Source organism: Streptomyces sp. JLBT605, assembly GCF_058215555.1.
The window spans coordinates 6059929-6072484 of sequence record NZ_CM177087.1; the positions used below are offsets into that span (position 1 = coordinate 6059929).

The following is a 12556-nucleotide window of genomic DNA, read 5'->3' on the forward strand; positions in this document are numbered from 1 at the left end:
GCGTCACCCTGTCCCCGGAAACACCTGGCTGAGGATGGTCGAGCCGGTACGCGAGGCGGCGCCCCGGGCGACGTCGACCGGATCGGCCCACAGCGCGCGCACGTTGCGCCAGCGCTGGTGGACCCGCCCGTCGGGTGTGCAGGCGGTGAGCGTGCCGTACGAGAACAGCGGGGTCTCGGCCGGGTGGGCCTCGGCGATGATCACGAACGGCTCGTCGTCGGGGAGCGGCGTGAAGAGCTCCACGCCGTCGACGCTGACCGGGACCGGGATGCCTTCGCCGTCGGCGCGCCGCAGCATCACCAGCAGTCCGGCCTGGAGCAGCAGGTCCGCCGGCCCGGGGCTGTAGAGGCGGCCCGCGTACGCGCCCTTGGCGAGCGGCGTGTCGGGCATCCGCGCGGCCACGACCAGCCGGCCGGGCTCCTCCACCAGGACGTTGCGCAGACCCACCAGGGACAGGCCGTGGAAGAGTCTGCCGTCGCCGTAACCAGGGTGCGGTTCCTCACCGATCTCGAAGGGCGGCAGCTCCTCGCGCGGCGCCTCACCAGGCCGCTCCGCCCGCCGGAAGACGCCGGTGTAGTGCGGCTGTTCCTCGGGAGCGGCGGACTGGTGGACGGTGACCCGTACGGTCCCCGGGACCGGATCGGGCTCGGGGACCAGCCGGATCCGGAAGCGTTCCGGGTGACCATCGGGGAAGAAGACGCCCCGGGCGATCCGGAAGTCACGGCACTCCACGACCGGCCAGCCACCGCCGTGCGCGCGTTCCACGGTGTGCAGGACCCAGCCCACGGCGGCCGTCATCGGCAGCACCGGCACCTCGCCGAAGCGGTGGTCCCGGAGCACCGGCTCCCCGCCGAGGCCGGTCAGCACCCGGTGCGCGGTCAGCCCGGCCGCGGGCAGCTCATCGACCCGGCGGTACTGCGGTGCGAGGGGCCCCACCAGGGTGACCTGGCCCGCCCCGTGATCCTCGCCGCTCAGGTGTGCCAGGAAGTGCGCGCATCCGGTCTCCCGGGTGAGCACCGGCACACCGGCGTCCCGGAGGATCTGCCGCATCGGGGCCGCCATGCCGCCGGTCCACGGTCCCCAGACGATCGGCACCACCCGGCAGCCGGGGTGGGCCGCCTGGAAGGCACAGCCGAAGCGGGTCAACGCCTCACTGGCCAGGGCGTAGTCGGCCTGCCGCAGATTGCCCCACAGGCCCGACACCGAGGAGAAGAGCACCAGGTGCCGCAGCCGGTCGGCCTCCAGCGCGTCGAGCACGTTCCGGAGGCCGAGCAGCTTGGTGTCGATCACCGGGGCGATCGAGGCGGCGGTCATCTCCGCCAGCGGCTTGTCGCCGAGGACGCCCGCGCCATGGACGACTCCGGTCACGCGGGACGCGTAGGGCGCCAGCACCCGGGTCACCGCCCGGGCGTCACGGATGTCCGCGGCCAGGTACTCCGCCTCGACGCCGTGCGCGCGCAGCTCGTCCAGGGCGGCGCGGATCCGCCGCTGGTTGAGCAACCGCTCGGCGTCCCGGTCGATCCGGCTCCGCGCCGACGGCCCGTCAGGATCCTCGCCCGCCTCCCGCGCGCGGGCCCGCAGTGCGCCGCGCAGCTCCTCGGCGTCGGCCAGCCCGGCCGCCCAGGACGGCTCCTCGTCCAGCGGGGTCCGGCCCAGCAGCAGGTATCCGCACGGGTGCTCACCGGCCAGCGCGGCCACGCACCAGGCGGTGATCCCGGACGCCCCACCGGTGACCAGCAGCAGGTCCTCCCCGGTGAGCTCCGCCGTCCGGCGGGGGACCGGCACGTCGGCGGACTCCGGCCCCTGCGGGGAGGGGAGCAGGGGCGGTGCGGGGTTCTCGGAGAGGTCGGGGGCGCGGCGGCCGGTCGCGTCCCGGCCGACCTCGCGCAGGTCGGTGGCGGCGTCGGTGATCTCGGCGAGGAACGCCTCGCCGAGAGCCTTAGCGGAGAGGCCGGGGGCGAAGTCAAGTGAACGGCAGAACAGCCGCGTCTCCTCCAGGGCGGCCGTCTTGGTCAGACCGCCGAGGCCGCCGGTGAGAGCCAGGGCCGGATCGCCCTGGGCCCCGGCGTAGCCGAGGGCTCCGTCGAGCCGAACCACCGTCACCAGCCCGGCCCGCCGGCCGCGCGCGGCGGCCTCCCGCAGGCGGGGGCAGGTGTGCTTGGCCACGAGCACGGCGTGCCGCAGCCGCTCGACCGCCTCGGCCGTGGCGAGACGGGGGGAGGGGCTGACGGGGAGGACACACAGATCGAGGCGGGACTCGTCGGCGAGCAGCTCGGCGAGGCGCCCGGACAGGGTGTGCTCCTCCCAGTCCTCCAGCCCCGCCGCGCACTGCTCCGTTCCGTTCGCCGTGTTCGCCGCGCCCGGCGACACGCCGGGGACGCACAGGCGGCTGACGCGCCAGCCACCGGAGCGCAGCGCCCCGCCGAGCGTGGCGGACAGCTCGCCGCCGTCGTCCAGCAGCAGGGCGTGCGGCCGCTCCGGATAGGCGTCCGGGCACACGTCCGGCTCGGGCAGCTCGCGCAGGGTGACGAAGGCGCGGCCCAGCCCCTGGTCGCCGTAGGAGAGCTGGAGCTGGGGCTGCGGACTGGTGAGGATCTGGTGCAGCTTGTCCGTCAGCTCCCGCACGGTTCTGACCGTACTGAACTGGTACAGCTCACTCCGGTTGATCACCGGGTAGCGGCGCCACATCTCCGCGCCGATCTCCACCTGCTTCAGCGAGTCGATGCCCAGGTCCGCCTGGATGTCCATGTCGGGCTCGATCATGTCCACCTCGTAGCCCGTCTTCTCGGCCACGATCTCGCGGAAGACCCGTTCCAGCTCCTGCGGATCCACCTCGGCGATGTCCATCGGCGGCCGGTCGTCCTCGGCGCCCTCCTTCTCCACCGCCCACAGTTGCGCCAGCGCCGAGCGGGACGACTCCGGTGGCTCTCCGGTCGCGGGCCGGGGATCGGCCGGTGGGTCACCGACCGGAGCGGCGGCCGGGCGGGCCTCGCCGTCCCCGCGCACCGCCGCGCCTGGGGCCGTGCCTGTGTGCGTGGCCGTGCCTGTGCTGGTTCCTGTGTCTGCGCCCGTGCCCGTGTCCGTGCCCGCGCTCGGCGCCTCAAGCCACTCGCCGATCTCCGGGTACGGGGCCGCCGCCGGCGGCACCCGGCCGTCGTCGTCAAGGCGCAGCAGACCGGTCACCACCTCGCCCGCCTTGGCGTGCGCGTCCCCCAGCGCCAGGCTGTGCCGGGCCACGGAGTGGATCACGGCGGCCAGGGAGTCGTCCAGCGGTCCGGCCGAGGCCCCTTCCCGCAGCAGGCGGGTCAGCTGCTCGGCCGTCCGCAGCTGACCGTCGAGGAAGCGGGTGTGCACGGCCAGATGCGCGGCGGCGGCGCGGGAGAGCGGGTCGGTCTCCGGCGCCCGGACGGAAGGGTCGGACGCGGCGACGGGCAGGGGCGCGGTGATGGGCGCGGTCACGGGGACGGGCGCCGGGGGCTCCGGGGCCTGGGGCGCGGGCGTCTCCCGCTCCGCCGTCCGGGCGGCCTCGGCGAGCTGCCGCTCGTAGGCCGGGCGCAGCGCCAGGGCCGCGAAGTTCGGCCCCTGAAGGGTGCGGGCGACCTTGGAGGGCGTGGCACGCTCCGGTCGCGGCGGGGCGTCGTAGCGGTCGATGCCGCTCACCGGCAGGCCCAGGACGGCCAGCCGCACGGCCGCCTGCTTCAGCGCCGCGCAACTGTCCGCCGTGGGTCCGATGTCGCAGGCGACCGTCTCCACCCCGCGCTCGCCCAGGGTCCGCTGGACCAGGCCGGTCAGGGTGCGCCGGGGCCCGAACTCCACGAAGAGGCGGAAGCCGTCCGCGTACATCTGCTCCAGGCGGGCGGCGAAGTCCACCGGCCGGCGCAGCTGCTCGACCAGGACGCGGCGGTTGGCCTCCGGGTCCCGGCCGTAGACCGCTCCGGCGGTGTCGGCGTAGACCGGCAGCGCCGGGGGCGCGAAATCCGTGGCGGCACAGGCCGCCGCGAACGCGTCGACCGCGTGCCGCACATGGGGGGTGTGGAAGGCGGCGGCGACCGGCAGCCGCTGGGCGGGCACGCCGCGCGCGACGCAGTCGCGCACGAAGCGTTCCACGGCCTCGGTCGGGCCGCCGACCACATGTTCGTCGGGCGCGTTGCGGTTGCACACCGTCAGCTCCAGATGGTCCGACAGGGCCTCCCGGAGCCGCTGCTCCGGCGCGCGCACCGCGGCCATCGCCCCGGCGTCGCCCGCCCGCCCCGGTTCGGGCTCCATCGCGCGCCCGCGCGCGCTCGCCAGGGCCGGATACGCCTCGTCGTCCAGCACCCCGGCCGCCCACAGCGCCGTCAGCTCCCCGAAGCTGTGGCCGAGCAGCCCGTGCGGCGCGAAGCCCATCTCCCGCAGGCAGCGGTACTGGCCCATGGACAGCGCCCCGATCGCCGACTGGGCGTACGCGGTGCGCCGCAGCCGGTCCTCGCGGGCCTGCTCCGTGCGGTCACCGGGGGGCGGGAAGACCGTGCGGGCCAGGCTGTCCTCGGAGGGGAAGAGGGCGTTCGCGGCGTCGAAGGCGGCCCGCACCGGCGGCAGGGCCATCGCGGCGTGCAGGCCCATCTCCACATACTGGCTGCCCTGTCCGGAGAAGAGCGCGCCGACCTTGGTCCCCGGTGGCAGGGCGGCGCGCCGGTAGTGGATGCCGCGGGTGTGGCTCCAGCCGTCGTGGTCGGCGTTGGCCCGCAGCTGCTGGATCGCGGTGGCGAGCAGTTCGGCGTGGTGCTCCTCCCCGGTGGCGACGAAGCCGAGGCGGGCGTGCCCCTGCGGGATCGGGCCGTCGTCCGGCCCATCGCCGCGCTCCAGGCGCCGCAGCAGCTCGCCGGGGTCGGCCGCGTGCCACATCCGGGACCGCGGGGTGCGGTGCAGCGCGTGCTCCCGCTCCGCCGTGCCCCCGGGATGCTCCTCCAGGACGGCGTGGTAGTTGACCCCGCCGAAGCCGAACGCGGAGACACCGGCCCGCCGCACCGGCCGGGACGGGTCGCGCACCCAGGGCCGGGCGGCGGTGTTGATGTAGAGCGGGCTGTCCTCGGCGCAGGCGGCCGGATGCGGGGCGGTGACGTTGATGGTGGGCGGCAGCACCTTGTGGTGCAGCGCCAGCACGGCCTTGATCATCCCGGCGACCCCGGCCGCCGCCTTGGCGTGCCCGATCTGCGACTTCACGCTGCCCACGGCGGCGTAGCGGCGTTCCCCGCGCGGAGGGGCGGCCAGCAGGCCGCCGAGGGTGGTCAGCTCCACGCCGTCGCCGGCCGGGGTGCCGGTGCCGTGGGCCTCGAACAGCTCGACCGACCACGGCGGGCAGTCGGCGTCCTCGTAGGCCCGCCGCAGCGCGGCCGACTGCCCGTCACCACAGGGCGCGTAGATGCTCTGCGCCATCCCGTCGCTGGAGCTGCCCAGGCCGCGCAGCACGGCGTAGATCCGGTCACCGTCCCGCTCGGCGTCGTCCAGGCGCTTGAGCGCCAGCATCCCCACGCCCTCGCCGACCAGCGTCCCGTCGGCGTCGGCGTCGAAGGGGCGCACCTGGCCGCTGAGCGAGAGCGCCGGCGTCTTGCTGAAGCACATGTACGCGATGACGGAGTTGTCCGCGTCGCACCCGCCGGTGATCATCAAGTCCGCGCGGCGGCTGAGGAGTTCGTCGACCGCGGCGCGCAGCGCGGCCAGCGAGCTGGCGCAGGCGGCGTCCACGGTGTGGTTGGCGGCGCCCAGGTTCAGCCGGTTGGCGACGCGGCCGGAGACGATGTTCCCGAGGATGCCGGGGAAGGAGTCCTCGGTCCATGACGGCAGGCCGGCCAGCCGCGCGCGCATGATCTGCCGCGCCCGCTCCTCGGGGATCCCGAAGGCGATCATGGTCTGCACCATCTCGGGGACGAGGAGCCGGGCGGCGAGCGGGATCAGGGTGGAGTTGGTGCCGCACACGCCCAGAACCACCCCGGCACGCCGGGGGTCGAACCAGTCCGCCCGCCCGCGTCCGGCGTCCCGCAGCACCTCCTTGGCCACCACCAGGCTCAGCAGCTGCACCAGGCCCACGGAGTCCACACTGTTCGGCGGCATGCCGAACTCCCGTGGGTCGAACAGCGCCGGATCCAGGAAGCCCCCGCGCCGGCAGTACGTCTTGTCCTCGGCGAAGGGGTCGGGGTCGTAGTGGTGCTCGATGCTCCACCACGCCGCGGGGACCTCCTCGGAGCAGTCCCGGGCGGCGACGATGTTCTCCCAGAACTCCCGCACGTCCCCCGCCTTGGGGAACATCCCGGCGATGCCCACGATCGCGACCGGATCGCGGGCCAGGCGGCGGTCGACGGCACCGGTCTGCATCAGCCTGCACCCCGCTCAGACGGCAATATGTCGCACTTTATCCATGTATCCGACTCGTGCGACGAGCGCCACGCCGACGCCGCCACGCCGGGGCGCCGCCCCGTCGGCTACCGCTCCACGGGAAGCGGCAGCGTCAGCCCCACCTTGGTGGGACGCATCACGACGCTGGTGGTGAACCGCCGTACGTTCGCGTTGCCGAAGAAGGTGCGCTGGGTGAACGCGTCGAAGTCCTCCATGTCGCGGGCGGTGACGATCAGCACGAAGTCGTGCGCCCCCGTCACGTAGTAGCACTGCTGGACGCATCCCTCGGCGTCCACGCGATGGCGGAACTCCTCCAGCACCTCCGGCCTCTCGTGTTCCATCTCGACCTCCACGATGAACGTCATCGAGGGGCCCAGGGCCTTCGCATTGAGCACCGCCACCTCGCGGGCGATCACGCCGGTCTCGCGGAGCCGCTTGATGCGGCGCTGCACCGCGGCGGTCGACAGACCCACCTCGACGGCGATCAACTCGGCGATCGTGCGGGCGTCCCGCTGCAGCCGGTCGAGGATGGCGTAGTCCAGCTGATCGAGCTTCACAGTCGTCACGGCCGCAGATTACTCACCCAGCCCGCGGTTCAGCCGCATGATCGGCCGCGATGTCGACGTTCCGCCGCGCCTCCCGTTCCTAGGCTTTCCTCCATGCGAAGCACGGAGAACACCTGGCTGAATCCGGCGCGCGGGAGCTACACGCCGACCCAGCGCGTACTGATCGGCACAGAGCACGCGGCCCGGGCCCGCGCCTTCTTCCGGCGCCATCCCACCTACCGCCCAGAGCCCCTGCGCTCCCTGCCGGACCTGGCCCGCGCCGCGGGCGTGGGCACGCTCGATCTCAAGGACGAGAGCGCCCGCATGGGACTGGGCAGCTTCAAGGCGCTGGGCGCGATGTACGCCGTCGACCGGCTGGTGAGGGCCGAGGCCGAGGAGAGCTTCGGGCCGCTGCCCGCCGAAGGACAGCTGCGGGCGGTCGCCGCGCGTACACCGTTCGTCTGCGCCAGCGCCGGCAACCACGGGCTGTCCATGGCCGCCGGAGCCCGCGAACTCGGCGGCACCGCCATCGTGTTCCTCAGCCACCAGGTGCCCGAGGAGTTCGCCGACCGCCTGCGCTCGCTCGGCGCCCGGGTGCGGCGCGGCGGGGACGACTACGAGGAGAGCATGGCCGCGGCCCGTCAGGCCGCCCGGCAGCACGGCTGGCGGCTGGTCTCCGACAGCTCCTGGCCCGGCTACACCGCCGTGCCGCTCGATGTGATGCGCGGCTACACCGTGCTGTTCGACGAGATCGACTCCGCCCCCACCCATCTGTTCGTCCAGGCGGGGGTCGGCGGGCTTGCGGCGGCCGCCGCCGGATACCTGCGCGACCGCTGGGGCGAGGCCACCCGGATCGTCGTCGTGGAACCGCGGGCCGCCCCGTGCCTGCTGGCGAGCGCACGCGCGGGCCGGCCGACCCGGGTGGAGGGCGGGCGGACCGCACTCGGGCGGCTGGACTGCCGGGAGCCGTCCCTGCTCGCCTGGCAGCTGCTGTCCCGGCTGGCCGACGCCTTCGTCACCATCGGCGACGAGGAGGCCGAGGCCGCGGCGCGGCTGCTGGCCGGCGAGGGCGTACCGGTCTCGGCCTGCGGCGCCGCCGGGGTGGCGGGTCTGCTGTCGCTGGACCCGGCGGCCCGCGGCGCACTGGGACTGGGCCCCGGCTCCCGGGTCCTGACCGTGGGCACCGAGGCGGCACGATGAGGACGGCACGGCTGGAGCGCATCGTCCGCTACCCCCTCAAGGGCTTCGGCGGGCAGGAACTGCACCAGGTGGAGGTGCGGGCCGGAGGAGGGCTGCCCCTCGACCGGGCCTTCGCCGTCACCGGCGGGCAGGTCCCGGTGCGGCCCGGAGGCGAATGGACCCGCTGCGAGGCGTTCGTCAGGCTGACCAAGAACCCGGAACTGCCGCACTTCCGCATGGCCGTGCAGGAGTCGGTCCTCACCCTGACCTCCCCCGGCGGGGAGCGGCTCCGGATCGCCCTGGACGACCCCGACCCGGCCGGCGAGGTGCCGGCCGACTGGTTCCCCGCGCACTCCACCCGACTGGTGCGGGCCGCCGCCGGGTACTGGGACCACGAGGACGCCCATGTGTCGCTGATCAACCTGGAGACGGTCCGCGCCCTGTCGGACACCGCCCAGCGGCCGCTGGACCCGCTGCGCTTCCGCGGCAACCTCTACCTCGCCGGCCTGCCCGCATGGGCGGAGTTCGGCCTGATCGGACGCCGGATCAGGATCGGCGGCTGCGAACTGGAGGTGCTGCGGCCCATCGACCGGTGCCGCGCCACCTCCGTCGACCCGGAAACCGGCGCCGTCGACGTCAACGTGCCGGCTCTGCTGGGACGGGAGTACGGGCACGTCTTCTGCGGTGTGTACGCCCGGGTGGTGAAGGGCGGACGGCTCTCAACGGGCGACCCGGCCACCGCCCTGCCCGCCCCGCCGGCCGGCCACACCGGCCCCGCCTCCGCGGGCGCGCCGGGCCCCGCGGACTGGCCCCGGCCGGCCCGGATTCTCTCCCGGACCCGGGAGAGCCACGACACCGTGAGCCTCTGGCTCCGTGACCCGCTCGCGGACCTGCGCGGCGCGCCGCTGCCCGGACAGCACCTGCGCGTGCACACGCGCGACGAGCACGGCCCGGTCTGGCGGAACTACACCGTCTCCGGCGTCGAGGGCGATCGCCTGCGCGTCACCGTCAAGCAGGTCGGCCGGATGTCCTCCCTGCTCCACTCCACCACCGAGATGGTCCTGATCAGCGGCCCCTTCGGCGAGGTGGTGCTGCCCCCGGCCGAGGAGGCCCCGCTGCTGCTGGTCAGCGCGGGCATCGGCATCACCCCGATGATCGCGATGCTCAGGGCCTGCGCCGAACGCGGCACCACCCGGCAGGTCACCCTGCTCCACACCGCCCGCGACGGCCGCGCCCTGGCGCTGTGGCGGGAGGCGGCGGAGCTGGTCGGCCGCCTGCCGAACGGCACCGCACGGCTGTTCCTCAGCCGCCCCCGGCCCGGTGACCTCGCCGCCCTCGGCGCCACCGCGGGACGGCTCGACGCCGGTCTGCTCGCCTCGCACGCGCCGGCCGCCGCGGCCTTCCTGTGCGGGCCGGCGGACTTCATGCGCCAGGCCAAGGACGTCCTGCTGGCGGCGGGCACCGACCCCGCGGCGGTCCACTACGAACTCTTCACCTCACCCGCCGCCCCGGCGGCCGCGGCGGCCCCGCCGTCGCAGGGGCCCTTCACCGTGCACTTCGCGGAGAGCGGAGTCACCGCCCGCTGGGAGCCGGACGCCGGCAGCCTCCTCGACCTCGCCGAGGCCCAGGGGCTGCAGCCGGACTCCTCCTGCCGGAGCGGCGCCTGCCGCACCTGCCTGCGGGCGGTCTCCTCGGGCGGCGCGGCCTACCTGTGGCAGCCGCTGGCCGACATCCCGCCGGACTCGGTGCTGCTGTGCAGCGCCGTCCCCACCAGCGACCTGACCCTCCGGTGCTGAAAGATGCCGAAGCGGGAGGCCCAGCGGCCTCGAGGGATGAGGAACCCGTCGGTTCACGGCCGGGCCTCCGGGTTCCCTGCCGGGGTCGTCCGGGCGATGAGCAGGGCGACGTCGTCGTGGTGGTCCGGGTCGCGCAGGGTGCCCAGGAGGCGGTCCGCGGTCTCCTCCAGGGGCCGTGGCGGGCCCTTCAGCAGCTCCAGGAGGCTGTCGAGCCGCTGGTCGATGGGGTCGTCGCGGGTTTCCACCAGGCCGTCGGTGTAAAGGACGAGCTGATCGCCGGCGCCGAGCTTCACCGTGGTGCGTTCGAAGGAGATGCCGCCGACGCCGAGGGGGGCTCCGGTGGGCAGGTCGATCAGCTCCGGCGGGTGGTCGGAGCGCACCAGGACGGGCGGCAGATGGCCGGCGTTGGCCATGTGGCACTCGGCGTGGTGCGGGTCGTAGACGGCGTACAGGCAGGTGGCGATGTAGTGCTCCAGACCACGGGTGATCTTGTCCAGGTGCTGGAGCACTTCCTCGGGGTCCAGGTCCAGATCGGCGAAGGCGCAGGTGGCGGTCCGCAGCCGGCCCATGGCGGCGGCGGCGTCGATGCCGCTGCCCATCACGTCGCCCACCACCAGCGCGGTCTTGTCGCCCTCCAGCGGGATGACGTCGAACCAGTCCCCGCCCACCTCGCTGGAGGCCTGCGCCGGCTGGTAGCGGGAGGCGACCTCCAGGCCGACATGGCGCAGCGGCCGCTCGGGCAGCAGACTGCGCTGCAGGGTGACGGCGGTGTTGCGCACGCTCTGGAACCAGCGGGCGTTGTCGATGCAGACGGCCGCACGGGCCGCCAGCTCACCGGCGAGGACGGCGTCGTCCTCGTCGAAGGGCAGCGGATTGCGGGCGCGCTTGAGATCCACGGCACCCAGGACCTCGCCCCGGGCGATCAGCGGCACCGCCAGGTAGGAGTGGACGCCCGCCTGGGCCAGCAGGGCCGCGGCCTGGTCGTTGCGGGCGATGCGCCGCAGATCCCGGTCGTCGACGTGCGGCACCAGGATGGGCCGGCCGGTGTGGACGCACCGGGTGACCAGACGGTCCGGTCCGTAGGCGGCGAGTTCCCCGGGGACGTCGGCGGCGCGCGCGGCCTCGGTGGGGTACGCGGTGGCGACGGCCAGCGCCCGGAACAGCTCGGGTCCGGTGGCCGGGGCGGTGGACCGCTGGAAGGCCAGCACGGAGTCGAGGACGTCCACCGCGACCACGTCGGCGAGCTCCGGCACGGCGACCTCGGCCAGCTCCCGGGCGGTCTGGTCCACCTCCAAGGTGGTGCCCACCCGGGCGGACGCCTCGGCGATGAGGGCCAGACGCCGCCGGGCCCGGGCCGCCTCGGTGGACGCCCGGTACCGCTCGGTGACGTCGACGACGGAGAGAGCCACGCCCAGGACGTGCCCGCCGGCGTCCTCCAGGCGGTGGTACGACAGGGACCACGCGCGCCCGGCGCCCGGGTCGGCCGGTGCGCTGCCGAGGACGTACTGGTCGGTCTCCGGGACGCCTGTGGCCAGTACCCGCCGCAGGGTGGCCTCGATCGCCCCGGCGTCGCGGAAGGGCAGGATCTCCCCGACGTGCCGTCCCAGGTGCTCCGCGGCGGACAGGGCGTCGATGCGCTCCATCGCCCGGTTGATCAGGACGAAGCGCAGGTCGGTGTCGATCACGGCCACGCCGGCCGGCGACTGGGAGACCAGGCGCTCGGAGAGCGCCAGATCCGTCTCGACCCTTTTGAGAGTGCTGTGATCAGCGGCGATGCCCAGGGCGTAGATGTCGCCGCGGTCGTCCAGGAGCCGCATGTTGCGGAACTCCACCAGCCGGCTGCCACCGCCCTTGACCCGGACCGGGAAGGCGCCCGCCCAGCTCTGGCCGGTGCCCATCACCTCGGCGAAGAGCCCGATGATCAGCTCCAGGTGCTGCTCATGGACGAGCAGCCGTCCCGCGTACTCGCCCAGGGCCTCCTGCGCGGTGTACCCGAACAGCTCATCGGCCTGGGGGCTCCAGAACACGATCCGCCCCTCGGTGTCCAGCACCACCGCGGCGACGTTGAGCAGGTCCAGCAGGCCGCTCGGCTGGATCGGCCCGTTGACAGGGTCGCCGGGAGGGGAACGGAAGGAATCTGCGGTCATCCCTGGCGCTCCCTCCGCTTGCCCGCGAGACATGCGCCCCGTCGGCTCCGGCCCGCGTGGACGGCTGTCTCCTCCGTCTGCCCGATGGGTCCATGCTCACCCCTGCGGGGGCGCCGCCGCAGCCCGCGAGGGCGAGCGACCCCGACGACGTCGCGGGGAGGAACCACCACGCTGCGCCGCGTAGCGCCCGCCGGCGGCGCTCCAGGGCCCCCTGGCGCCCCGCTGCCCCTCGCCTTACCGTGATCCCGGTGGGGCACCCCCATCGAACGGCTTGCCATGTTCACGTCCAGTGACTTCAGACATGAGGTGAGTCTTGTTCCTCCACCACGCACGCCTCGGCCGCGTCCGCCGGACACCCCGCACGCCCCCGGCGCCCGGCATATCCACACCGCCCCGAATACCTCCGTTATCCCGGTCCCGCCGCTTACGCCGATCGGGCGCGGTCGCCCTGATCCTCGGTGTCCTGGCCGCCGTCGCCCCGCAACCCGCGCGGGCGATTCCGGACGCCCCCTCCCGA

General features: G+C 74.4%; 5 protein-coding genes. 2 read left to right on the forward strand and 3 right to left on the reverse strand.

What is annotated here, in order from left to right:
• Window positions 1-3: 3 nt before the first annotated feature.
• Window positions 4-6351, reverse strand: coding sequence for an SDR family NAD(P)-dependent oxidoreductase (locus tag AC4BDD_RS26535; protein WP_490687974.1), 6348 nt, complete (start codon window positions 6349-6351; stop codon window positions 4-6).
• 107 nt (window positions 6352-6458) lie between these two features.
• On the reverse strand, window positions 6459-6938 hold the full coding sequence (locus AC4BDD_RS26540; protein WP_490687975.1) for an Lrp/AsnC family transcriptional regulator: 480 nt from the start codon (window positions 6936-6938) through the stop codon (window positions 6459-6461).
• Between the two features lie 93 nt (window positions 6939-7031).
• Between AC4BDD_RS26540 and AC4BDD_RS26545 the strand changes: the two genes are divergently transcribed.
• Complete coding sequence (locus AC4BDD_RS26545; RefSeq protein ID WP_490687976.1) at window positions 7032-8117, forward strand: diaminopropionate ammonia-lyase; 1086 nt, start codon at window positions 7032-7034, stop codon at window positions 8115-8117.
• Complete coding sequence (locus AC4BDD_RS26550) at window positions 8114-9892, forward strand: MOSC domain-containing protein (protein WP_490687977.1); 1779 nt, start codon at window positions 8114-8116, stop codon at window positions 9890-9892. Before AC4BDD_RS26545 ends, AC4BDD_RS26550 begins: the two co-directional genes overlap by 4 nt.
• Window positions 9893-9945: 53 nt before the next feature.
• Here AC4BDD_RS26550 and AC4BDD_RS26555 read toward each other — a convergent pair whose 3' ends face one another.
• Window positions 9946-12039: a SpoIIE family protein phosphatase gene (locus AC4BDD_RS26555; protein ID WP_490687978.1), complete on the reverse strand. Its 2094-nt coding sequence runs from the start codon at window positions 12037-12039 to the stop codon at window positions 9946-9948.
• Window positions 12040-12556: the final 517 nt, after the last annotated feature.